24 protein-coding genes are annotated in these 22,841 nt (G+C 68.6%); 9 read left to right on the forward strand and 15 right to left on the reverse strand.

Annotated features, from left to right (window positions below; all coding sequences use genetic code 11):
- The first annotated feature begins 24 nt into the window (after window positions 1-24).
- Genes AB0M22_RS23520 through AB0M22_RS23535 form a run of 4 tightly spaced genes read left to right on the forward strand, consistent with a single transcriptional unit; the run spans window position 25 to window position 1,366 of the window.
- Window positions 25-366, forward strand: a complete 342-nt coding sequence (locus AB0M22_RS23520) for a hypothetical protein (protein ID WP_364730589.1) — start codon at window positions 25-27, stop codon at window positions 364-366.
- Window positions 367-368: 2 nt separating this feature from the next.
- Window positions 369-827, forward strand: coding sequence for a hypothetical protein (locus tag AB0M22_RS23525; RefSeq protein ID WP_364730591.1), 459 nt, complete (start codon window positions 369-371; stop codon window positions 825-827).
- 3 nt (window positions 828-830) lie between these two features.
- Window positions 831-1,148, forward strand: coding sequence for a hypothetical protein (locus AB0M22_RS23530; RefSeq protein WP_364730594.1), 318 nt, complete (start codon window positions 831-833; stop codon window positions 1,146-1,148).
- A gap of 35 nt (window positions 1,149-1,183) precedes the next feature.
- Window positions 1,184-1,366 carry a hypothetical protein gene (locus AB0M22_RS23535; RefSeq protein WP_364730597.1) on the forward strand — a complete coding sequence of 61 codons (183 nt, stop codon included), beginning with the start codon at window positions 1,184-1,186 and terminating at the stop codon, window positions 1,364-1,366.
- Here AB0M22_RS23535 and AB0M22_RS23540 read toward each other — a convergent pair.
- Complete coding sequence (locus AB0M22_RS23540) at window positions 1,356-2,429, reverse strand: P1 family peptidase (RefSeq protein WP_364730600.1); 1,074 nt, start codon at window positions 2,427-2,429, stop codon at window positions 1,356-1,358. The genes AB0M22_RS23535 and AB0M22_RS23540 overlap by 11 nt on opposite strands.
- 151 nt (window positions 2,430-2,580) lie before the next feature.
- Between AB0M22_RS23540 and AB0M22_RS23545 the strand changes: the two genes are divergently transcribed.
- Both AB0M22_RS23545 and AB0M22_RS23550 read left to right on the forward strand, forming a co-directional pair.
- On the forward strand, window positions 2,581-4,011 hold the full coding sequence (locus AB0M22_RS23545; RefSeq protein ID WP_364730603.1) for an FAD-dependent oxidoreductase: 1,431 nt from the start codon (window positions 2,581-2,583) through the stop codon (window positions 4,009-4,011).
- A gap of 105 nt (window positions 4,012-4,116) precedes the next feature.
- Entirely contained in the window at window positions 4,117-4,635 is a 519-nt protein-coding gene (locus tag AB0M22_RS23550) for a cupin domain-containing protein (RefSeq protein WP_364730606.1), read from the forward strand.
- 23 nt (window positions 4,636-4,658) lie between these two features.
- On the opposite strand, the gene AB0M22_RS23555 is transcribed toward AB0M22_RS23550, so the two are convergent.
- Window positions 4,659-5,186: an AAA family ATPase gene (locus tag AB0M22_RS23555; RefSeq protein WP_364730609.1), complete on the reverse strand. Its 528-nt coding sequence runs from the start codon at window positions 5,184-5,186 to the stop codon at window positions 4,659-4,661.
- A gap of 78 nt (window positions 5,187-5,264) precedes the next feature.
- Between AB0M22_RS23555 and AB0M22_RS23560 the strand changes: the two genes are divergently transcribed.
- Window positions 5,265-5,717, forward strand: coding sequence for a VOC family protein (locus AB0M22_RS23560; protein ID WP_364730611.1), 453 nt, complete (start codon window positions 5,265-5,267; stop codon window positions 5,715-5,717).
- Between the two features lie 3 nt (window positions 5,718-5,720).
- Here the strand turns inward: AB0M22_RS23560 and AB0M22_RS23565 are convergent, their stop codons facing one another.
- Window positions 5,721-6,899 (reverse strand): hydroxylase, encoded by a 1,179-nt coding sequence (locus AB0M22_RS23565; protein ID WP_364730614.1) that lies wholly within the window; start codon window positions 6,897-6,899, stop codon window positions 5,721-5,723.
- Window positions 6,900-7,099: 200 nt separating this feature from the next.
- On the opposite strand from AB0M22_RS23565, the gene AB0M22_RS23570 reads away from it, so the two are divergent.
- Entirely contained in the window at window positions 7,100-7,567 is a 468-nt protein-coding gene (locus tag AB0M22_RS23570) for an NUDIX domain-containing protein (protein ID WP_364730617.1), read from the forward strand.
- Window position 7,568: 1 nt separating this feature from the next.
- On the opposite strand, the gene AB0M22_RS23575 is transcribed toward AB0M22_RS23570, so the two are convergent.
- The 7 genes from AB0M22_RS23575 to AB0M22_RS23605 form a co-directional block, all read right to left on the reverse strand.
- Entirely contained in the window at window positions 7,569-8,333 is a 765-nt protein-coding gene (locus tag AB0M22_RS23575; RefSeq protein ID WP_364730620.1) for an SDR family oxidoreductase, read from the reverse strand.
- 128 nt (window positions 8,334-8,461) lie between these two features.
- The gene (locus AB0M22_RS23580; protein ID WP_364730623.1) at window positions 8,462-10,357 is read right to left on the reverse strand and encodes a CocE/NonD family hydrolase; all 1,896 of its coding nucleotides are present in this window, start codon (window positions 10,355-10,357) and stop codon (window positions 8,462-8,464) included.
- An 18-nt stretch (window positions 10,358-10,375) separates the two neighbouring features.
- A complete protein-coding gene (locus tag AB0M22_RS23585; RefSeq protein ID WP_364730625.1) occupies window positions 10,376-11,239 on the reverse strand; it encodes an SDR family oxidoreductase in 864 nt (287 codons plus the stop codon).
- Window positions 11,240-11,367: 128 nt separating this feature from the next.
- The gene (locus AB0M22_RS23590; protein ID WP_364730628.1) at window positions 11,368-12,003 is read right to left on the reverse strand and encodes an FHA domain-containing protein; all 636 of its coding nucleotides are present in this window, start codon (window positions 12,001-12,003) and stop codon (window positions 11,368-11,370) included.
- Window positions 12,003-13,289: a VWA domain-containing protein gene (locus AB0M22_RS23595; RefSeq protein WP_364730632.1), complete on the reverse strand. Its 1,287-nt coding sequence runs from the start codon at window positions 13,287-13,289 to the stop codon at window positions 12,003-12,005. The genes AB0M22_RS23590 and AB0M22_RS23595 overlap by 1 nt, the downstream gene beginning before the upstream one ends.
- A complete protein-coding gene (locus tag AB0M22_RS23600; RefSeq protein WP_364730635.1) occupies window positions 13,286-14,335 on the reverse strand; it encodes a PP2C family serine/threonine-protein phosphatase in 1,050 nt (349 codons plus the stop codon). Before AB0M22_RS23600 ends, AB0M22_RS23595 begins: the two co-directional genes overlap by 4 nt.
- Entirely contained in the window at window positions 14,332-16,470 is a 2,139-nt protein-coding gene (locus AB0M22_RS23605) for a tetratricopeptide repeat protein (RefSeq protein WP_364731931.1), read from the reverse strand. The genes AB0M22_RS23600 and AB0M22_RS23605 overlap by 4 nt, the downstream gene beginning before the upstream one ends.
- 82 nt (window positions 16,471-16,552) lie before the next feature.
- Between AB0M22_RS23605 and AB0M22_RS23610 the strand changes: the two genes are divergently transcribed.
- On the forward strand, window positions 16,553-16,717 hold the full coding sequence (locus AB0M22_RS23610) for a hypothetical protein (RefSeq protein ID WP_364732014.1): 165 nt from the start codon (window positions 16,553-16,555) through the stop codon (window positions 16,715-16,717).
- 43 nt (window positions 16,718-16,760) lie between these two features.
- On the opposite strand, the gene AB0M22_RS23615 is transcribed toward AB0M22_RS23610, so the two are convergent.
- From AB0M22_RS23615 to AB0M22_RS23635, 5 genes are all read right to left on the reverse strand, one after another.
- Window positions 16,761-17,945, reverse strand: a complete 1,185-nt coding sequence (locus AB0M22_RS23615; RefSeq protein ID WP_364730638.1) for a hypothetical protein — start codon at window positions 17,943-17,945, stop codon at window positions 16,761-16,763.
- Window positions 17,942-18,913: a glutamate ABC transporter substrate-binding protein gene (locus AB0M22_RS23620; protein ID WP_364730641.1), complete on the reverse strand. Its 972-nt coding sequence runs from the start codon at window positions 18,911-18,913 to the stop codon at window positions 17,942-17,944. Before AB0M22_RS23620 ends, AB0M22_RS23615 begins: the two co-directional genes overlap by 4 nt.
- Window positions 18,910-20,169, reverse strand: coding sequence for a hypothetical protein (locus tag AB0M22_RS23625; protein WP_364730644.1), 1,260 nt, complete (start codon window positions 20,167-20,169; stop codon window positions 18,910-18,912). The genes AB0M22_RS23620 and AB0M22_RS23625 overlap by 4 nt, the downstream gene beginning before the upstream one ends.
- A gap of 103 nt (window positions 20,170-20,272) precedes the next feature.
- Window positions 20,273-21,691, reverse strand: coding sequence for an MFS transporter (locus AB0M22_RS23630; RefSeq protein ID WP_364730647.1), 1,419 nt, complete (start codon window positions 21,689-21,691; stop codon window positions 20,273-20,275).
- Between the two features lie 89 nt (window positions 21,692-21,780).
- The gene (locus AB0M22_RS23635; RefSeq protein WP_364730651.1) at window positions 21,781-22,830 is read right to left on the reverse strand and encodes an AraC family transcriptional regulator; all 1,050 of its coding nucleotides are present in this window, start codon (window positions 22,828-22,830) and stop codon (window positions 21,781-21,783) included.
- Between the last annotated feature and the right edge of the window lie 11 nt (window positions 22,831-22,841).

Below are 22,841 nucleotides of genomic sequence, written 5' to 3' on the forward strand. Positions count from 1 at the left end.
GTGGTTGGACCAGAAAGGATCCCTATGCTTCCCGGACCGAATGAATCGACCACGGGACACAGCGGTGCCGAGCACCACGGCGGCCCCGACGACAATTTCCCGGACTACACCCGGACCTCGCGGGCCCATGTCGGGGAATCCATCGAGGACGCGCGCAACTGGCCGGGCATCATCCTGGTCGCGCTCGGCCTGGTCGGCCTCGGCTTGACGCTCACCGCGGCCGGCTACGGCTTCGCCGGCTGGGCCGTCATCGGCGCGATCGCGACCGTGGCATTGATCGTCATCGGCATTCTCCTGGTCGTGCTCGAGCATCGCCGCCTGAAGAACCGTGAGGGCCTGAGCCTCACCGATCAGGCAGGTCATTGACCATGACCCGACCTCACCACCGGCCGGTTCTGCGCGCGCTGCTGATCGCCGGCGCGCTCGCCGCCGCCCCGCTGGTCGCCGCGTGTTCCGGCGACGACAAGGACCCGGCGGCCCCGGCCACCGCGACCAACACGGTCCTGTTCTCCATGCCGTCGACGACGGCGCAGGTGCCCAATCCCGACGGACAGATCTCCAGCGCCGCCGCGAAGCAACTGTGTGACATGATGCGCCCGGACCTGGACAAGTGGCGCACCGAAGGCGCCGCGCTCGGCCGGGTGGCGTTCAACGGCACCGTGCACAACTGGGCCGCCCGCAACGGCGGGCTCAACGACACCGTGCTCAGAGACCGCGGCGTCGTCGACCAGATCACCACGCAGAACTGCCCCGATGTGCGCCAGCAGGCGCTCGAGGCGCTCGACACGTCAGATCTCGCCAGTGCACTCGTCGGATTCGGAGGCTGATCAATGTTCAAGAATGCCAAGTTCTTCGTGTTCGTCATCGCCGCGGCGTTCTTCGTCGGCGGCTGCGGCGACGAGCCGGAAAAGCTGGTCAACAAGGGCGGCAGCACGCCGTGCAACGAGTTCTCCGCCCAGGATCCGGACAAGCAGCGGATCACCGTGACCAAGTTCCTCGAGCAGGAACGCAACGGCGACGCGCCGCCCACCCAGGATCGGACCGTGGACGCGGCCATCGCCTCGATCAAGCTGATGTGCGCGGCGCAGGCGAACCCGGACACCCCGATCAACAAGGCCGACCTGACCGGAATCCTGGTCCCGAAGTAGGCGAAGCCATGACCACTCGTCACCACAGAAATATCGTGGAACTCCTTGTTCTGCAACATAATCGGATGCGCGAACTGCTCGACGACCTGCAATCCACCGCGGGGCCGGATCGCCGGGAGTCGTTCGAGGAGTTCGCGCGCTGGCTCGCCGTGCACGAGGCCACCGAGGCGGAATTGATGCAGGCTGAATTCATGCGGGAGTCCACCGCTACGTGGTGAGCAACTTCGATACCCGGTCCACCGGCAGCGCCGGTGAGCGATGGCCGTTGCGGCCGACCATCGTCTCACCGGCGAACAGCACGTTGACCACCGCTTCCTCCACCACCTGCACGACCGCGTCGTAGAACGGGTTGAGCTGACCCCACGGGATGAATGTCAGCTGCTCGTACGGGGTTTCACCGTTCGGGAAGTAGCTGGTGAGCGCGCCCTCGTTGGCGGTGGAGAAGGCGAGGAAGATATCGCCGGAGAAGTGCGAGCCGCTGGTTCCGGTGCGCGCGAGACCGAGCGGCACCCGGCGGGTCATGGCGGTCAATTGCCCCGGCAGCAGCGGCGCGTCGGTCGCGATGACCACGATGACCGAGCCGGAGCCCGACGGTGCGTGCCACTCGCCCAGCGGATCATCGTCGGCGAGCAGGGTGCCGAGCGGAACGCCGCGGATCGTCAGTTCTTTGCGGGAACCGAAATTCGCCTGGACGAAGGCGCCGACCGTGTAGCTGTCGTTGCCGTAATCGACTCGGCGCGAAGCGGTTCCGCTGCCGCCCTTGAAGCCGTAGCAATTCATTCCGGTGCCACCGCCGACGCTACCCTCGGCGATCCGGCCACCCACCGCGGCGTCGATGGCGGCGACCGCATCGGCGGAGGTGACATGGGATCCGTTGATGTCGTTGAGATATCCGTCCCAGGTCTCCGCGACCACCGGCAGCGCCCAGTCGTCCGGCAGCTCGGGGAACGCGCCGACCAGCCAGTCGATGATCCCGCGATGGCAGGTGCCGACCGCGTGCGTGTTGGTGATGAGCACGGGCAGCGCCAGCGAGCCGGTTTCGGTGAGCCAGGTGGTTCCGGTCATCTCGCCGTTGCCGTTGAGCGAATACCAGCCCGCGGCACACGGCGTGAACACCCGCTCGCGGCCGCGCGGCAGGATCGCCGTGACGCCGGTGCGCACATCGGCACCGCGGATGATCGTGGTGTAGCCGACCTCGACCCCGGGCACATCGGTAATCGCGTTCAATTCCGCGGTGGCTCCGGGGAATTGCACCCCATACTCCCGTGCACGCACATTCATGGGATGATCTTAGGCAAGGAAACGGCCTTTCGCTCGTCGGTTTGCCGATCAGCACACCGGCTATGCCGGGGTTATGACGTCACTATGGTTGAACGACGCAGAGGTCCCGGCACGTCTGCGATTAACGCCAGGATCGCGCTTCGACACCGTCGTGATCGGCGGCGGTCTCACCGGTTTGGTGACCGCGCTGCTCTTGGCCGAGAGTGGCGTCGAAGTGGCGGTGGTGGAGGGCCGCCGGGTCGGCGCGGGCACCACCGGCGCGACGACCGGAAAAGTCAGTCTGCTGCAAGGAACTCGGGCCCAGCAGATCCGGCGGCGGCACAGCGCCGGCACGTTGCGGGATTATCTGGCGGCGAATCGCGAAGGGCAGCAATGGTTGTTGCGGTTCTGCGCGGAGCACGGGGTCGCGGTGCAGCATGCCGCCGCCCTCACCTATGCGCAAACGAAAGCCGAAATCGGAAAGGTGCGTGCGGAATTCCACGCGACACAGGAGGCGGGATTACCGACCGAACTCGTCGAAAGGCTGGACGTGCCGTTTCCCGCGTTCGGCGCGGTGCGGCTGGCCGATCAGGCGCAGGTCGACCCGATGGCCGTGCTGGCCGCGCTGGCCGCCGAGGTCGAATCGCACGCGGCGCCGATCTACGAGTCGACCATGGTGCGCGGGGTGCGCGGCGGGTTGAACGGCGACCTGACCGTCGAAACCGATCACGGCGATCTCGGCGCGGGCACCGTCATCTTGGCCACGGGCACACCGATACTCGATCGCGGCGGCTTCTTCGCCCGGCTCACCGCCCAGCGCTCCTATCTGGCCGCCTTCCGGCTGGACGAGCCGATGCCGCGCGACATGTATCTCAGCGCGGGCCAACCCACCCGTTCGCTGCGCTACGCGCCGACCCCGGACGGTGACGTGCTGCTGGTCGGCGGCAACGGGCATGTCGTCGGGCGCACCAGATCAGAGCGAAACAAGGCCGACGAGCTGCTGAGCTGGGCGCAAACCTGGTTCCCCACCGCCGAACTCGCGCAGGAGTGGTCGGCACAGGACTACTCGCCGATCGGCGAACTCCCCTACGCCGGACCGCTGCTGCCCGGGCAGAACAACATCCTGCTCGGCACCGGATACGCGAAATGGGGCCTCACCAACGGTGTCGCCGCCGCCTTGGCGCTGGCCGGGCGCATCATCGGCAAGTCGCCGAATTGGGCGGGCGCACTGGCCAGTTGGCGGCCCGACGAACTCAAGGCGCTGCCGTCGGCCACCCTCGCGAACAGCGCTGTCGCCCAACGGCTCACGACCGGCTGGTTGCGCGCGGCCACCCACTCCGCCGACCAGATCCCCGCGGAGGGATGCGGCACCGTGCGCCGACATGGCCTGCGCCCCACCGCCACCAGCACGGTCGACGGCACCACCACCGAGCTGTCCGCCGTCTGCCCGCACCTCTACGGCATCGTCCGCTGGAACGACGCCGAGCGCTCCTGGGACTGCCCGCTGCACGGCTCCCGCTTCGCCGCCGACGGCACTCTGCTCGAAGGGCCGGCCACCGAGCCGCTCACCCCACTCGGCCCGCCGCAGCCGCCGATGCCATAGCAAGTTCCTGCCTATCAGTATCAGTACCAGGACCGATCCGCGTTTCGATGGTTAGCGTGAGGCAGGTGGTCACGCGACCACGAAAGATCCGGTGCTGGAGGAACAATGACCGATGGGCTTCTGCTGCCGCCCGGGGCGGGCCGCCGATTACAGACCATGACCTTGAAGGTGGGCGCCGAACGCTCGTCGGTCTGGTCGACCTTCGAGGCGGAGGTGCCGCCCGGTTTCGATGTCGGCGCGCACTGGCACGGGCAGGCCGAAGAGGTGTTCTTCGTGCTCGAAGGCGAACTCGACCTGCTCGCCTTCCACCCCAAGGACCAGCCGAACGGTGACTGGCGCGCGTGGGAATCCGCCGACGGCACCCCGGTATTCCGGGGCGGCCCAGGCAGTTTCATGCACGTCCCGGCCGGCTGCCCGCACGCCTTCTTCAATCCCGGCACCGAGACCGCGAAGATGCTGTTCCTGGTCTCGCCGTCCGGTCACGAGGTATACCTCCAGGAACTCACCGACCTGCTGCGCTCCGGCGGCGCACCGGACCCGGCCGAAATCGCCGCTCTGCGTGAACGTCACGACATCCACCAGCTCACCCCCTTGACCAATCACCCGGTGGCGCACCACCACTGAACGGCGGGGAGATCCGCGCGGGGTCACTGCGACAGTGGCTCCGCGCGGGTCAGTATCTCGTCGACGGTCTGCCGCACGGTGAGATACGAAGTGTCCAGCCACAATCCGATGCGCGGCGTGCTCTGCCACAGATCGGCGTCCAGCTCGGCGACGGTGAACGTGCCGTAGGCGGACTTGTCCCGCGCCGCCTCCCTGGCCGCGACGACTTCCGGCCGCGGCGCCAGCACCACCACAAACAACGGCCGCGTCGCGATCTGATCGATGGTGTACGGCAACAACTCGCCGAGCACGGTGTCCTGGAGAACCGTCGTAAAGCCTTCCGCCGCATAGGCATCGGCGGCGTTCGCGGCCAGCCGATGCCGCAATGCCAGCTGCCGCAGCGCCTCCTGCGACGGCTCCCGGCTCATCTCCTCGCGACCCCCGACCACGAACCGCCGAAAGGTGTCCCCGCGCACGTGCGCCGACCGCGGCAATCGCTCGGCCAGCGCCTGCGCCACCGTCGACTTCCCGGCCGCCTGAATGCCGGAGATGAGGTAGACCGAAGGTGTCATGGCGATCATGATTGCACTCGGTGCAAGCGAATGTCAGCTGAGTACCGAAGGCAGAACGAGCCGAGAAGGAGTTCCCCCGTGGCAGTTGATCCGATTCCCGCTGGGCAGCACAGCCTGACCGCGTACCTGGCCGTCGCGGATGCGCGGGCCGCGATCCAGTTCTACAAGGACGCGTTCGAGGCCGTCGAGATCTATGTCGGGCAGTCGCCGAACGGCCGAATCGACCACGCGGAACTGAAGATCGGCGACTCGTCCCTGGTGCTCACCGAACCCAGCGAAGGCAATCCGCTCGCGCTACCCACCAGCACGTCCGTCGGCCTCAAGCTCTACCTCGCCGATGTCGACAAGAGCTTCGCCAACGCGCTGGAACTCGGCGCCCGCCAGTTCAGCCCGGTCAAGGACCTGTTCTACGGCGACCGCAGCGGCACCCTCACCGACCCGTTCGGCCACGTCTGGATCGTCTGCACCCGCACCGAAAACCTCACCCTCGAGGAAATCCAGGAGCGCGCCAAGCGGCTGTACGGCGGATAGGGATCAGATCATCGCGCGGTGGATCCCCTGCGGTTCACCGCCGAGCTGCGTGAGCGCCGACGAGTGGAAGATCGAGCCGGGTACGTGAATCGCGTGCGACAGCCCCGCGTGCGCGTCCCGCCAGAACCGTTGCAGCGGTGTTTTCATCTGCAACGCGCCGCCGCCCGATCGAGCGAAGATCTCGTCCACCGCGCGCACGACCCGCCACGCGGCCGCGGTCTGCGTGCGCCGGCCGATCGCGCGCAGCTCGAAGCCGACCTCCTCGCCCCGCTCGACCATGTCCCAGAACCGGTCCACGGTCTCCAGGATCGCCGCCCGCGACGCCGCGATCTCCGCGGCGGCGTCACCGATCGCGTACAGCACATACGGATCGTCCTTGATCGGGACGCCGGTGATCGCCACCCGCGATTTCTGCGCCGCGATATGGCAGGCCAACGCGCCCTCGGCAATTCCGATCAGCGACGAGGTGATGCCGAGCGGGAAAATGCACGAGAACGGAAAGTTGTAGAGCGTCTCCGTGCGCCCCGCATCTTTCGGCGCGGTGCCGTCGAACACCTTCGCCGCGTCCAATGTCCGGTACGCCGGCACGAACGCGTCCTCGACGATCAGATCCTTGCTGCCGGTCCCGCGCAATCCGACAACGTCCCAGCTCTCCTGATCGATCTCGTAGTCGCTGCGCGGCAACAGGACATGCATCGTCCGCGGCGGCATCACCCGTTTGCCGTGCTCGTCCCCGAGCGCCGCCCCGATCATCACCCACCGGCAATGATCGGTCCCCGAGGAAAACGACCACCGCCCGCTGAGCAGATACCCGCCGTCCACCGGCCGCGCCACCCCCATCGGCGCGTACGGCGAAGCCATCCAGGTATCCGGATCCGCTCCCCACACCTCGTCCTGCGCCTTCGGATCGAAGAACGCCAACTCCCACGGATGCACCCCCACGATCCCGGTGACCCATCCGGCCGCCCCATCCATCGCCCCGACGGCCATCGTGGTCTCCGCGAATTCCCGCGGATGCACCTCGAGCCCCCCGTATTCCTTCGGCTGCAACATCCGAATCACCCCGGACTCCCGCAACCGCCCCGCCGAGACATCGGACAGGCGCATCAGCTTGTCCCCCGCGACCCCCTCCGCCCGGATCTCCTCCGCATACTGCTCGATCCGATCCACAACACGCGCCATGCCATTCCCCGTTCGTACGGCCATACCCCTCAAACTAGAACACGTTCCAGTCGCTTAGGGTCGAAACGGCCCGAACGAGAACGAACGACGACCCCCAGGTGCCGGGACGACGGATCGACCGTTGGTGGTTACGATCGAGCCAGCATCGAAAGCCTGGCCTTTCATCAACGGCCGTTGCCCGAATCTGATCAGGAGACCAGTTGACGATCTTCCGCAGTGTGGTCGGTGTGCAGTTGTTGATGAGCCGGGGCGAGCAGGTATTGCTGGCAAGGCGGCGGAATACCAGCTTCGGGGACGGGGAGTGGAACGCGCCCGGTGGGCGGCTCGACGAGGGGGAGGATGTGCTCACCGCGGTGATCCGCGAGGCGGATGAGGAGATCGGGGTGCAGGTCGATCGGGACGACGTGCGGATGGTCGCCTCGATGCATATCCAGTCCCCGCCGGGACAGGCGCTGATCGTGTTCATCTTTCACACCGACACCTGGTCGGGTGAGCCGCGAAATCTCGAGCCCGACCGGTGTTCGGATCTGCGCTGGTTCGACTATGACGACATTCCGGACGAAACGATCCTGAGCACCCGCGCCGGCCTCGACATGTTCCGGCGCAAGCAGCATTTCGGCCTGTTCGGGTGGCCCGAGCACGCGTCGCTCGGCGCGCACAACTGGTAGCTCAGAGCAGGGTGCCACCGCTGGCGTCGATGTAGGAGCCGGTGATCCAGCGGGAGTCGTCCGAGGCGATGAAGGCCACGACGTCGGCGATGTCGGAGACCTCGCCGACTCGATTGAAGGCGGACCATGCGGACATTTCGGCCACGGTGTCGGGGTCGTCGAAAACCGGGTCGCCATTGTTGGTCACGCCCGGGGCGACCGTGTTGATGGTGATTCCGCGGGGCGCGATGTGCAGGGCCAACTGAAGGGTGATCTGCTCCATCGCACCCTTGCTCATCGCGTAGCAGATCTGCGCGGGCAGCGAGGTCCTGGTCATGCCGGAGGAGATGTTGATGACGCGGCCACCGGTCGGCATGGAGTTCAGGGCGCGCAGGGTCAGGTAGAACGGGGCTTTGGCGTTGACCGCTATGTGACGGTCGAACATCTCCGGCGTGACATCCTCGGGCTGCGTGCCGGTGAAGCCGGCGTGGGCGGCGTTGTTGACCAAGATGTCCAGCGTGGCCGTGCCGGTGCGGGTGAGCAGCTCCGGTTCCAGTTGGGCGAACAGCGACGAGACCGCCTCCGGCGCACCGAGTTCGGCGTGCACCAGGAAGGCGTTTCCACCGTCCGCCTCGATCTGCCGAACGGTTTCCTTACCCGCCTGCTCGTTGCTCGAGTAGTGCACCGCGACCAGCGCCCCCTCCCGCGCCAGGCGGCAGGCGATCCCCCGGCCGATTCCCCGGCTGGATCCGGTGACCAGGGCGACTTTGCCCCGCAGCTTGCCCATGACTTCCCCTCACATCTACGACTTCCTGTAGTAGAGGGTAGTGAGAGGCAGGCGAAAAGGACAATCCCGGCGGCCGGTGCCGAACGCCACAGCCGAATGCCGTTGCGGGAACGCCGATCATCTGCCCGTCAGTCGGCGCGTGCGGTCCGCAGGGTCAGGTAGCTCGGCTGATCGGGATCCAGCACGATGGTCTGCCCGGTCATCGTGCGCTGCTTCCACGGCGGGATCAGGTGCCGCGGAAAGCTGGTGCGGCTCACCGCGATCCGCAATCGGTGACCGGCGCGCAACACGGCTTCGGTGGGGTTGATCTCGACGTCGACGACGAACGGCTCGCCGGGGATCACCGGCAGCGCGGATTCGGCGGTGAGGGTGTGCAGCGGGAACACCAGCTCACCGTCGACGTACTCGCTGCCTGCGGTATCGATCGCCCGCATGCTGGACAGCAAGGCCCCGCGCGTGATCGGCACCGAGGCGCCGTCGGGCTCCACATCGCATACGGTGACCGACCAGAACGCGTCCGCCCCTTCGGCTTCCACGTTCAGATGCAGATTCATCGGACCGGACAGCACGGTGTCTTCGGCCAGCGGTTCGCTGGTGAACGTGACCGCGCCGGCCTCGGCATGCCGGTCATCGGTCCCGAACCGACGCCCGAAGAGCAGGGTCACCCCCATGCTCATGACCCCGGTGTTGTTGGACGCCATCCGGATTCGCCCGGTCGGCAGCGGTAGTCGCGACTCGATCTCGGTCGGTTCCGCGGACAACCCCGCGTCGGTCCCGGCATGCGTTGCCGCCCCGGTGATTTCGGAATTCAGGTAGAGCCGGTGCAGCGTCGCCGCCGGATCCGGGAACTCGTTGTGCCGCAACCACTGCCCATCGCCTTGCCGGCGGACGGTGACCGGCCCGTAGCGATCTATGCCGTTGTCGATCCCCTTGACCCACCGATCGAACCACGCGCATTGCAGCTCGTCGAGCGCCTGCGGGCTGTCCGGCGCACCGAGTCCGGAGCCGACGGTCAGGTGGTAGGAATCGTCGACGAAGACCTGTTTCGCCCCGCCGGACAACGGGATTCGATCGAACATCCGGAAGTTGGACCGGTTGTAGACGTCGTGCCACCCGCCATGGATCCAGGTCGGCGCCGAAATGTCCTCGAAGCGAGCCAGTTTGCTCGCCCACATCGGATTGAGAAAGCTGTCCGGATGGTTCTCGGTGAGCCCGATATCGATCGCATGCCGCACCCAGCCCGCCGGGTCGGCGATCCGATCCCGGAGGAACTGCTTGGTGATCCCGGCGCGCAGCAGACCGGGCACCGACGGTAGCCATTTCGCCCCGGTGACGGCGAGAATCCACAGCATCATCCCCGGAGTCGGCACGCCACCGGTCAGCCCGAGTTCACGCACCGGATCCTCGCCCGCCTCGATGGCGAACACGGCCCGCAACCCTTCCGGTTGCAGCCCGGCGGTGATCAGCGCGGAAATCGCGCCGTAGGACACCCCCGTCACCACGAATTCCCCGTTGCACCAAGGCTGTTCGCGCACCCACGCGATCGCCTCCAGGTAGTCCTGCTGCTCCCGCGGCTGGAAGAAATCCCAACTCCCGGTGGACGTTCCGGTGCCGCGCACATCGATCATCAGCCCGACGTACCCCCGGCGCACGGCGGTCCGGTTGATCACGAAGGGTTCCAGAATCCCACCGGCCGGCGTGTGCAGCACATCCCGCGCGGTGAAGCGCCGCCGATCCGAGGACCCGATCCGCTCCCCGAGCGCCCGCAACGCGCTGTTCCAGCGCATGCTGTGCCGGTTGATCATCTTGTTGTACGGGGTGAAATTGATGATGGCGGGCAACGGCTCCCGCGCCGGACCGCTCCCGTCGCCGGGCCGCAGGATATCGGCGGTGAGCACCGCCCCGTCCGACATCGCGATGGGAACGGTGGTGGCGCCGAACAACTTCGGATAGCGGGCGGGCCCGATATCGAATCGATGATTCGGCGGCACCGTCGCCGCGGTGGTGGTCAGCGGCTGGGCCATGGTGGGGTCCTCTCGGCGTCAGCGCACGACGGTCTTCGTGGCCGGTTGATCGATGTAGCGACTCATCGCCCAGTTCAGTCCGCGCATCGCCAGGTTGTAGGACGGCGGGAAGTAACGTTGCGCCCAGTGCCCGATGCGAATGTCGTTGGAGGTGTAGACGAGATAGGTGTTGCGCTCGACCCCGCGCACGATCGAGCGCGCCGCGGCCTCCGGCGTCACCGCTCCGCGCAGGAACAGCGCCATCCCACGCTGCACCATCTCGCTGGTGCGATCGATGCCTGCGATGTCCACCCGGTCGACCATCGGCGTCGACATCGCGCCCGGACAGACCAGGCTGACCCCGATCCGGTGCTGCCGCAGATCGAACCGCAGCACCTCCGACACCCCGCGCAGCCCGAATTTGCCCGCGCTGTACGGCGCGTGCCACGGCAGCCCGAACAGGCCGGCGGCCGAGGACACGTTCACCAGATGCCCGCCGCGCCCGGCCGCGATCATCGGCGGCAGGAACTCCTCGATGACGTGGATCGGCCCCATCAGGTCGATGTCGACGGTGCGCCGCCACTGCTCGTGCGTGAGCCGGTCGACGGTCCCCCAGGTGGCGATGCCGGCCACGTTCATGACGATGTCGACGCTGTCCACCTCGTCGTGCGCCCTGGCCGCCAACGCGACCACCTGCTCGTGGTCGCTGACATCGGCGGTCGCCGCGAGGTGCACGTTCGCCCCGGCGGCGCGGGCCAGCTTCGCGGTCTGCTGTAAGCCCTCCGCGTCGATATCGGTGAGGATCAACGAGGCGCCCTTGGCCGCGACCGCGAGGGCGGTGCTGCGCCCCAGACCGCTGGCCGCACCGGTGATCAAGCAGCACTTACCGCCGAACTTCGTCATGGCTCCCGACCCACCTCGCTAGCGCTCGAACAGCGCTGTGTCTCTGGTTCGTTCACGACGATAGGCGTAAATGAACACTGCTGTCTACAAAACAGGGCATACTGTCCCAGACGCAAACCGGCTGCCACTCAGGCAGGTTCATCGATGGCGAACACAATGGTTGTCCAGCCACCGAGGTGGATCCGATCACCGCTGCGCAGCGGAACGGGCACCTTCGCCGGAATCAGCTCGTCGCTGCCGTTCACGCTGGTGCCGTTGGTCGAACCGAGATCCGTGACGGTGAGCGAGTCGTCCTCGATGTGGATCGTCGCGTGCATCCGGGAGACGCCCACATCCGCCGGTGCGATACCGAGATCGATATCGGGCGTCAGCCCTTGTGACACACTACGCTTGCCGATCAGAATATCGTTGCCTTGCAGCACAATTCGACGCTCAGGATAGAACGCGGGAAACCCGACCTGATCGGCATCGGGTCCTTTGCGCGCGATCACCCGGTCATAGAATTCGCGATCCGCGGTAATAGTGGCAACCCACGCGACCGATGTGGAAACCGGCAGCGGATCAGGCCGGGCGGCCGGACTCGGCAACGCCGAATCATGCCCGCACACTTCACAAAACCGCCCACTGCTCGGCGCGCCGCAGGACGGGCACAACGCGACCGGTTCCGCGGCGACCGCCGGCGCCGCCTCCCCGATCGGCGCGCCGCACACATCGCAATAGTCGGTCGCGTTCGACTCGTGCCCTTCCGGACAGCTGACGCCCACTACCCCTCCTTCCGCACCCTGGCCGTTTTGGTCGAACGCGCGTCCAGGGCCATCTCGTCGGCGGCCGCCACGCTCGACCGCAACCGCACCGTCCCGCTGCGCTCGTCCACCTCGACCACGCCGCGCAACAGCTTCGCCGTGCTCTCGTTCCCCGACTCCGCCGCCAGCTCGACCGCCCGGCGCAGCTTGGCCGTCGCGGTATCGGTGTCGCCGCTCTTCCGTGCGGCCAACCCCTCCTGCACGGCCTGCGCCAGCTCCGCCTGACCGGTGTAATGCGCTACCCGCCTGCTGATTCGGGCCGACAGCTCGGTATCGGTGGTCCACACCGCCTTGACCAGGCCCTGCCCGAGCACCTGGTCGCCGCTGACCACGCTGACCCGCGCGGCAAGCTTCTCCCGCCCCGGCGCGGCCGGTTCCACCTCGACCTGCACGTGGTAATCGCGGTCCTCCGCGCCCCACGCACCGAGCGGGTACTCCCCCACCTGCGCGGCGGTTTCCACCCGCCGCGCGGTGAGGTCCTCGATGGCCGGCGCGACCTGCTTGACGAACCGGACCTTGGCACCGGCCGGCGTCCACACCCGCAGCGTCAGTTCCGGAATCGCCTTCGACATCGAGCCCTGCATCATCGCGGTGAAGTCCTCGGCCAGCTTGGCCGGGTCGGCGACGATGTCGACGGTGCCGTGCAAGGCGGACGCGATGGTGCGCAATTCGTCGACCCGCCAATCGGTTCCGACGCCGCGGCAGTCACAGGTGAACATGCCTTCGGACTGCTTGATCTCCGCGGCGAGCGCGGCGGGCTCCTCGTGCTCGTTCTTGCCGTCGGTGAGCAGGATCGCGTGCACCATGGCGCCGGGATGCTTCTTGGCCAGCTGCCTGGTCAACCCGAGCCAGGAGCCCATGGCGGTGCCGCCGCCGGGCGTCAGCTTGTCGAGTGCGCGCCGCGCGGCCGCACGGGACTCCCGATTCACCGCCATAGACGGCACATTCGAGGGAAACGCCAGCCGCGCCATCGCGGTGCCCTCGACGATCGCGAACTTGGTGCCGTCCGACATCGCGTCGAGCGCGGCCAGCGCGGCCTGGCGGGCGCCGGGGAACTTGCGGCCGGTGGCCATCGAACCGGAGCAGTCCAGGATGAGGATCTCCAGCCGTTCCTGCGGCGCGGCGGCCACCACCAGGTCGGCCGCGGTCTCGACGGTCACCACCGCGTCGACCGTGCCGACGCCGTCGGCCAGATACTCGTTCTGATCGATGGCTACCGAAATGCCATTGTCTGCAACGGAACTCACTGAACTTCTCCTGGCTGTGCGGTCCATGGAACGGGGACGAGCGCGACGGTGATGTTGTCGCTGCCGCCGCAGCGCAGGGCGAACTCGACCAGCTCGCGCGCGGCGACCGCGGGCGCGGTCGCGGTGGCCACCTCGGCGAGCGCGGTCGCGTCGGACAGGTAGTTCCACAGGCCGTCGCTGCACAGCAGCAGCACACCGGGTCCGGTGGTGCGAAACGTGCGAATGCAGCTGTCGGACCACGGTTTCACCGGTCCGTCCGCACCCAGCCAGCGGATCAGCGTGTGCGCCCGGGGGTCGTGCATCGCGGCGTGCTCGTCCATCGCGCCGGCGTCGACCAGGGCCTGTGCCCAGGAATCGTCCACGGTCAGCCGCTGCGAGGGTGGGTTATGCGGGTCGTCGGGCGCGTCGGCGTGCAGCCAATAGGCCCTGCTGTCACCGACATTCGCGACGGTGATCTCGGTGCCGCCGTGCTCGTCGGTCTGCACGACCGCGGACACGTAGGTGCACGACGGCGCGTGCCCGTCGGCCACCGCGATATCCCGCACCGCCTGCGCCGCCGCCGCGAGACCGGCCATCGCCGCTTCCGCGGCCGGCTTTCCGTCCAACAGCGCGGTACGACAGGCATCGACACCGGTCTTGGCCGCGGTCCCCGAGGCCACCTGCGGATCCTCCGACGACGAAACCCCGTCCGCGACAACGATCACCGCCGCCTTCGGCGCCCCACCGGCGCCGTCCAGCACCGCCGCGGCGACCGCATCCTCGTTGCGCGCGTGCGAGATCCCGCGATCGGTGACCACCGCGACCGCGCCGAGATCGGCGTCGAATCGGTCCGGCGCCCCGCGCAATTGCCCACAGCCCGCGCAGTATCCGTCGGCGTCGTAGTCCAGCCCCCCGCAGGCCTCACACGCGGTGGGCGGACCCGGCTCGTGGTTCGGCAACGCGATCCGCCGGCCGCCGAGTTCCTGGCCGCAGTTCTCGCAGAAGCGATCCTGCTGATGCACCTCGGCGCGGCACCCCGGACAGCTCAGACCCACCCCGGTGCTCATAACCTGGTCCTTGGCCGTACGGTGTTGGCCTGCTCTACCAATGCGAATCGCTCCCACATGTCGTCGGTTTCCCGGGCCAGATCTCGATAACAACGCTCCAATCCGGTGCGCACCCCGGCTTGATCCAGCTTCGCGCCGAGCAATGGCTCGAGCGAGTTCGCGGCGTGTCCCGCGCCCAGCCAGTCCAGTGCGGCGGTCAGTACGCGCAAACGCACCTGCGCGCCACGGCGTTTGGAGTCCAGGCGTAGCCGGGCCGCCCGCTCGCCCGCGTCGCGCACGATCAGCTCGTTGAGTTCGGCCGGTGACCGTCCGTTCAGCTTGGTCTCGATCGCCGCGATTCTCGCCTCGGTGAACAGCGCGGAGCCGGCGTCGACCTGATCGAGCACGCCGATCGCGCCGTCGCGATCACCGGCCGACGCACGCAGCCTGGCCAACCCGAACACCGCACTGAGGTACGTCCGATCGGTGCGCCATACCGTCTCGTAATAGCTTGCCGCCCTGCGCTTTTCCTGCACGGCATTGAATCCGGCGGCATCGGGGTCGGCGGCGCCGGACAGTTCGGCGACGGCGGCCAGCGCCAGTTTCGGCGCGCCCTCGCCGGGCAGCGCGGCATACACCGAGTCGAATTCGGCGGTCGCCGCCGCGAAATCACCGGCGAGCAAACGGCTTTCGCCGCGATACCAGGCGAGCCGCCAATCTCCGGGCAGCGTCTCGGCGACCTCCGTCAACCGCCGATCGGCCTCCGCGGTGTCACCGACTTCCAGCGCGGCCCGGATGAGCCGCAACGGAATCTCGGTCGACGCGCCACGCCCGGTGACCACCGACCGCAGCCCGGCCTCGAACGCGTGCTCCAACTCCGCCGGGGTCGTACCGCTCGTCGTGGCGAGCAGCGCCGCCGCGCTGTCGGTCGGGTCGACCAGCGGAACCGGCAGGGCAGCAACGATATTCGCCGCATCCACCGGCCCGTCCACGCCGAAGACCGCACGGGACGGACCGAAGTAGGTCGACATCCCGGGCCGCGGCACCCCGTCCTCGGTGGACAGGACCTCGCGCAGCACCCCGGTCAGCTGATCGGTCATCTCCTCCATCGAGGCGAACCGCACGTCCGGGTCGTCATCGGTGGCGCGTAACAGGAATCGGTAGAGCGAGTCGTAGGTGACCAGCAACGACTCGCTCTCCGGACCGGGCAGTTCGGCGAAATGACCGCCCCGCTGCGGCACGTCCATCAGCAACACGGCCAGGGTGCGCCCGACCGTATAGACCTCGGTGGCGATGGTCGGCCCGGTCTCGGCGATCTCCGGCGCCTGATAGCCGATCGTGCCGTAGATCGGGCTGTCCTGATCGTCCATCGCGATCACCGCGCCGAGGTCGATCAGCTTGAGCTGCTCGTCGGTCTGCATCACGTTGTCCGGCTTGAAATCGCAGTAGGCCAGGCCGAGCGAGTGCAGATAGCCGAGCGCGGGCAGCATCTCCAGCACGTAGGCGATCGCCTGGGCCGGCGGCAGGAACCCGCCGCCGGAGTCGCGGTGGCCGCGCAGGATCTGCTTGAGCGAGGTGCCGCCGACATACTCCATCACGATGTAGCCGACCGCGACCCCGTCCGCCCCGGCGTGCTCGACGAAGTTGTGGATCTTGACGATGCTCGGGTGCTCCACCTCGGCGAGGAAGCGCTTCTCCGCCACCGCGGCCAGCATCGCGTCCGCGTCGCCCGCGTTGAGCAGGCCCTTCAGCACCACCCAGCGGTCGCTGACATTCCGGTCGATGGCCAGGTAGATCCAGCCGAGCCCGCCGTGCGCGAGGCAGCCTGCGACCTCGTACTGCCCGGCGACCAGGTCGCCCTTGACCAGCTTGGGGGCGAAGGAGAACTCGGTGCCGCAGTTGGCGCAGAAACCCGCACTGCGACCGGGCTTTCCGTCGCGGCCCCGGCCGACCGGCTTCTCACACTTGCCGCAGAACCGCTTGTTCTCCGGGACCTGCGGATCGGTCATGATCGCGGTGGTCGGATCGATGCGCGGAACCCGCGGCACCTCGACCATGCCCGCGCCCAAGCGACCACGCCGGCTGGACCGGGACGAGGATCGACCGGTGCGCACCGACCGTGAACTGCTCCGGGTGCTGCGGGTACTGCCGGACATGGTCGCGACCGTGTCCGGCGCGGGCGCGGTGCCGCACACCTCGCAGTAACCGTCGATAATCGTTCCGCCGCAACCTGGTTCGGTGCACTGCCGGTGTGCGGACTCCGCGGTCGTCGCCTCGGTCGTGGCCGCCGACACGGCCTCGGTGGTCGCCGCGGCGGCCGCGGCCTTCGCCGCAGCGGCCTGGGGCACGGTCGCCTGGACGGTCGTGGCCTCGGCCGGGGCGGTCCCGCACACCGCGCAGTAACCGTCCTCGATCGTGCCCGTGCAGCCGGGTTCGGTGCATGTCCTCACGGTCGCCTCCCCGATTTCTCCGCGATGATGTGCTGGTAGTCGGCGACGGCGCGGGTGACCGCCGCCAGATCGCACGGCGTGCGCGCGAGCAGCCCGGCGGCGATCTGATAGGAGGCGAGCAGATCGCGGTCCTCGCCGACCCCGAGCCGCGCGGCCTTGGCCTGGTAGGCGGCCAGCCGCCCGCGCAGTTCACCGCGCCGGTCCAGCAGGCCCTGGGCCAGGTTCTCCGCGGCGGCCGCGTCCGCGCTCGCGGTATCGATGCGGCGGCCGAGTTCCAGGAGCACCGCTACCGCACCGGGATCGGCCGGGATGGCGTCCAGCTGCGCGCGATAGAGGCCGATGTCCTCCGCGAGGATCGGCAGCGGACCGGACACGATGGTCTGCTCGACCGCTATCCGAGCCTGCCTGGCTCGCTCCCGGGTCGCCTGCAACGCGTCCAGGCGCTGGTGTGCGCTCGCGATCGCGGCGGGCCAATTCGCGGCTACCGCGGCGAGTTCGGCGAGCACGGCCGCCTCCCTGCGCATGGCGCCGGCAAGCTCGGCGAGGCGCGCATCGATCTCGGCCGTGGTCAGGGCGAGCGGATCGGTGGCCGAGCGACTCAGCAGATCGGCGATGCCGTCGCTGATCGCGCGCAGCTCCGGCGTCACCGCCCCGGCCTTGTCCAGCTTGTCCTGCAATGGCGCGAGCCCCGACATCACGCGGGTGTTCACCTTGTCCACCGCGTCGAGGAATTCGGCGATCACCGGGAAGGTCGCCCGCATGCGATCCAGCGTATCGGCGAGGCCGACGAACAGCACGTGTTCGCTCGGACCGGTCAGCGAACGCTCGGCCAGCGGAATCGGGGTGCGCGACACTTCGTGCGGCCGGCCGCGCAGCAGCTCGGTCAGTTCCGCGCGCTGGCCGTCGTCGAGCCGGCCGCGGGTGCCGCGCACGGCGCTCGCCGAATCCAGGATGGCGCGCATCCGGCCGAAGTCCTCCCACATCAGCGCGAGCGCGTCGCGGACGGGTAGCCAGCGCGCCTCGGTCACCCCGGACGGCGGGAAGCGGCGCACCAGCTCCAGCCCCGGATGCTTGTCCAGCTCCAGCAGGGTGGCCACGATCGAATCGGCTTCGCTTGCGCGCCTGGCCAATTCGCGGTCGATCTCGATGAGCGTGAGCGGTTGCATGCTGATCGAACTCATCCCACGTACCGGGGCTCGGGCGGATCCTGCGCCTGCCCGAGCGCACCGAGCTGGGCCGCGGAGATCCGCTTCCAGGTGCCGTCGGAGCGCATCCGCTCGAGCACTCCGTTGACGAAGCGGACCAGATCGTCGCTGCCCTTGGACATGCCAACCGCGTACGCGCCGGTGCCGACCGGCTGGCCGACCACCTCGAAGTTGTGGTCCTGGGCGACCAGGCCGAACAGGATCGGGTCGTCGCCGCTGATCGCGTCCACCTGTCCCTGTTGCAGCGCGACCAGGCAGTCGGTCCAGGTGGTCACGCCGATCACGGTGGGCCGCTTGGGCAGCGCGAACAGCGGCGCGGGGGCGGTGGTGCCGCGGGCCACGCAGACCCGCTTGCCCGCCAGGTCGTCGCCGGAGCGGATGCCGGACTCGCGCGGCGCCAGGATGCGTTGCGCGGCACGGTAGTACACGGCGGAGAAGTCGACCTCCTTGCGCCGCTCGCAGGTCGCCGAGAAGGTGCGCACGATCATGTCGACCTTCTTGTCCCGCAGCGCGGGGATGCGTTCGGCGGCGGTCACCGAGCGCAGTTCGATCTGGTTCGGGTCGCCGAACAGCGCGCGGGCGATCTCGTGCGCGATGTCGATGTCGAAGCCCTGGAGCTGACCGGTGCCCGGATCGCGGAAGCCGAACAGGTAGGTGTTCTGGTCGACGCCGACCCGCAACCGGCCGCGCGCCACGATCGCCGCCATCGACGAACCGGCGGGCATCGCACCGACGTTCGGCAGCCCGCCGGGCCGCAGCGTCGCCTCCGTGTCGCAGTTTCCGTCCCCTTCGGCCTGCGGCGGTGTGGTGATCTCCGCCGCGCCCGCGGGTTGCGGGTTCACCGCGTCGAGGGTGTGCGTCGGGGGCAGCTCGCCGGATCCGCACCCCGTCACCAGCACGGCCGCCCCGACCAGGAGAGCGGCGAACAGCCCACGTGTACTCACAGGAACTCCTTCAGCCGCGGCCACACGCCGGTCACCACGGCGGCCGCGGCCAGCACCAGCAATACCAGCGTGCCGAACGGGCTGAGGATCAGCGCGTTGCCCGCGGTCTCCAGCCCGCCCCGCAGATCGCGGCGGGCCTGCGCGATGTTGTCGTTCAACGAACGGTCCAGCGCCGCGAATTGGGTGGCCGACGAATCCGGCGTCGTGCCGATCGCCTGCGCGAGCGCCGCCGGGTAGTTCGCCGACTGGTACGCCTCGATCTGCGCCCGGTGTCCGGCCGACCACTTCGTGAACTGTTGTACCGCAGCGGAATCCGGACCGACCACGGCGCCGAGCCGGCCGCGCAGATCGGCGCTGTGCCGGTTGTAGGAGTCCTCACCGGCCGCGATGTCGCCGCGGGTGATCAGCTGCAACGTCTCGTCGGTGCGCGCCTGCTGTGCCGAGATGCGCGCGTTCGCCAGGGTTTCGAAGCGCTTGCTCGCCCCCGACGGACCGGTGTCCAGGGAATTGGCCGCGAGGCCCGTCGCGGCGATCACCCACAGCAGCGCCAGCGCCGCCGCGCCCGCCGCGGCCAGCACACCGAGGTTGGCCAGACGGTTGGTGCGCCGCAACAGAATCCACGAGCCCACCGCACAGGTGAGCAACACCAGGACGATCAGCGTGATGCTCAGCAACGGCAGTTTCGCGATGGCCTGCTGGTCGGCACGGACGGCGGCGAACCGGTCGGCGGTGAGCCGTTCGGCGTTGGGCAGCAACGACTTCTGCATCACCTCCGAGGCCGCGCTCAGGTAAGACGAGCCCACCGGGAAGCCCTGCCTGCTGTTCGCCCGCGCCGTCTCGACCAGGCCGGTATAGGCGGGCAGATCGGCGGCGATCCTGGCCACGATCTGCCTGGTCTGCTCGTCGGACGCGCCCGCGGTGGCGTCGGCCAGTGCGGCGGCCGCATCGGCCAGTGACTGCTGATACTGCTGGCGCACCGCGGGCGCCTCGATGCCGACGGCCAGGAACGCGGTCGCCGCGGCGGCGTCCGCGGCCGAGAGCGCGACGTAGAGCCGTTGCGCCGCGAACGCGAGGGGCTCGGTGTGTTGCAGCGCGACGTCCCGGCGCGCGCTCTTGCCGCTCATCTGGTTTGCGCTGGTGAAACCGGCGAGCAGGCACAGCACGACGGAAACGACGACAAGGACGGCGATCACCCCCGGCGTCGTTCCGGCGAAGCGTCGCAACCACAGGGTCCCGTTGCGGATGCGAGGTCCCACACCGTCCTCCTAACATCTCCCCGGCCGGTGTATCCGATCGCGATAGTACGGGAGGAGGAAACAGTGTGCCGACCGATTGCCCAGGTAGTGGACAATCATGGTTTCAGACGTCGGCGCGAACCAGCTTGGGGGCGGTGCTGATTCGGGCGACGATCAGGGCCGCGAAGCACAGCCCGGTGATGGTCAGCCAGCCCAGATGGGCCGGCGGGCGGAAGGCCGCGGCCGAGGTCAGGGCGTCGGGATGGCTGGCGATCAGCGAGCCGATGACCGCGACGCCGAGCGACTGACCGATCTGCCGGGACGTGGTTGCCAGGCTGGCCGCGACCCCGGCCTGGGCGGCGGGCAGCCCGGCCACCGCGGTCGCCGTGATCGGCGTGTAGATCAGGCCGATGCCCGCGCCGAACAGCGCGTAACCGATGAGCAGCAACAGGTTTCCGCTGCCGTCGAACGTCGCGGTCAGCACCGCCGCCGCGGCGGTCGCCAGCACGGCCCCGGCGCTCAACGCGCTGCGCGCACCGCGGTGCGCGACGATCCGGCCTGACATCGGCCCGAACACGAACATGGCCACCGCCATCGGCACCAGCGCGAGCCCGGCGGCCAGCGGCGAATCGTGCCGAATCTCCTGCAGATAGAACGTATTCAGGAACAGGAACCCGCCCAGCGCGGCGAACGCCAGGATGGCGATCACGAACGCGCCGGTGAACGGGGCCGACCGGAACACCCGCAGATCGATCAGCGGATGCGGGTGCCGCGGCGCGTAGCGCAGCAGCGCGGCGAGGCAGGCCGCCGAGCCGGCGAAGCAGCCCACCGTCACCGGCGCGAGCCAACCCCGGTGCGGCCCTTCGATAATCGCGAACACCAGCAGCCCGAGCACGCCGATCACCAGCAGCTGCCCGAGCGGATCGAGCGCGCGCGGCTGCTCGGATTTCGACTGCGGAACGACCAGGAAGGTGAGCGCCAGCGCGACCGCCGCGATCGGCACATTGATCCAGAACACCGATTCCCAGCCGATCGAGTCGACCAGGAATCCGCCGATCACCGGTCCGGCCGCCATGCCGATCCCGATCGAGCCGCTCCAGATCCCGATCGCCCGGACCCGCTGCCCCGGCTCGGTGAACACCGCCGAAATGATCGCCATCGCAACCGGAGTCAGCATCGAGCCGCCGATTGCCTGCACCACTCTGAACGCGATGAGCCAGCCGACCGAAGGCGCGAGACTACAGGCCAGCGAACTCATGGCGAATATGGCCAGGCCGAGCTGGAAGATGGTCCGCCGACCGATTCGGTCGGCCAGCGACCCGGACAGCGTCAACAGGCAGGCCAGGGTCAGCGTGTAGGCGGCGACCACCCACTGCGCGCCGGCCACCGAACCGTCGAGTCCACGACCGATCGCGGGTAGCGCGACGTTGACCGCGGTGGTGTCCACGTTCGCCATCACCACGGCGGCGCAGCAGACCGCCAGCACCGTGGCCTGCCGCATCGTCTTGGGAACACTCGGCGCAACCGGGGCGCTGATCGACATGCCAGCATACTTGCAGCATCCCGCCCGTCTGCCAGTCCCAACACACCGTGCGGTCCGCTTCGTTCCACTTGGAACTCCCCGCGCCCGGGTCAGTGCACGCCGACGCCCACCGCGACCGGCGCGTGGGCCGACGCGAACGCGCGACCCCCATGCAGCCGGAACTCCTGCGGCGGGCAGCCTTTCCAGCGGCGGAAGGCGCGGATGAACGACGCGGCTTCGGCGTAGCCGAGGCGGGCGGCGACCTGTTCGGTGGTCAGGTCGGTGTAGGCGAGTAGTTGCTCCGACATCAGCTGCCGGACCTCGTCGAGCAGGCCGCGGAACGACGCGTCCTCTTCGTTGAGCCGCCGGGACAGCGTGCGCGGACTCATGAACAGCTCGTTGGCGACCGCGATCTGGTCGGGGATGTCGCCGGGGTTGCGAACGAGCAGATCGCGGACCGCGCCCGCGACGCCGGAGCGGGTGCGATGCCGATCCAGCAGATCGCGGCACAGCTGCGCGCACACACTGCGCGCGCGTTCATTCGTGGGCGGCACCGGCAGGTCGAGACAGCGGCCGTCGAACGACACCGTGTCGGTCTCCGCGCCGAAAATCGGTTCGGCGCCGTAGATCTCGTGATACCGGTCGAGGTCGCCCGGCGCCGGTCGGCGGAATTCGATTCGGGCGGGTGGAATTCCGGTATCGAACAGCGCGCCGCCGATTGTGCCGAGACCGGCGATGATTCGCTCGGCGAGAAATACGCGCAGGTCCGGCGGGCATTCGGAATCGTCGAACCGCAATCGCAGCACGCCCGCGGATTCCTCGGCGAGGAACCGGCCGGAAACGAGCGCGCGGTCGAGATAACGCATCATTACATCGATCGCGTCCCGCCTGGTCCGGCTGCTGAGCAGGGCGAGGCCCCAGGGGCCGGACAGCGGAATATCGGCTCTGCGCCCCGCTTCCGCGCCGAGTGCCGCTTCGCCGCCGAAGCGGCCGACCAGATTACGCACGACCAGTAGTTCTTGCCGGGCCGTGCACTCGATATCGGTGGCCGACAGCCCGGTGCCGGACAGGCATTCCGTAATGGACATTCCACGCTCTTCGGCGAGCGCGATCAGCACGCGAACGCTGGCAGTGCTGCGGCGAAATTCCCGGTCGAACATGTACTCGCATT

It is taken from the genome of Nocardia sp. NPDC051756, from assembly GCF_040681495.1.
Classification (GTDB): Bacteria; Actinomycetota; Actinomycetes; order Mycobacteriales; family Mycobacteriaceae; genus Nocardia.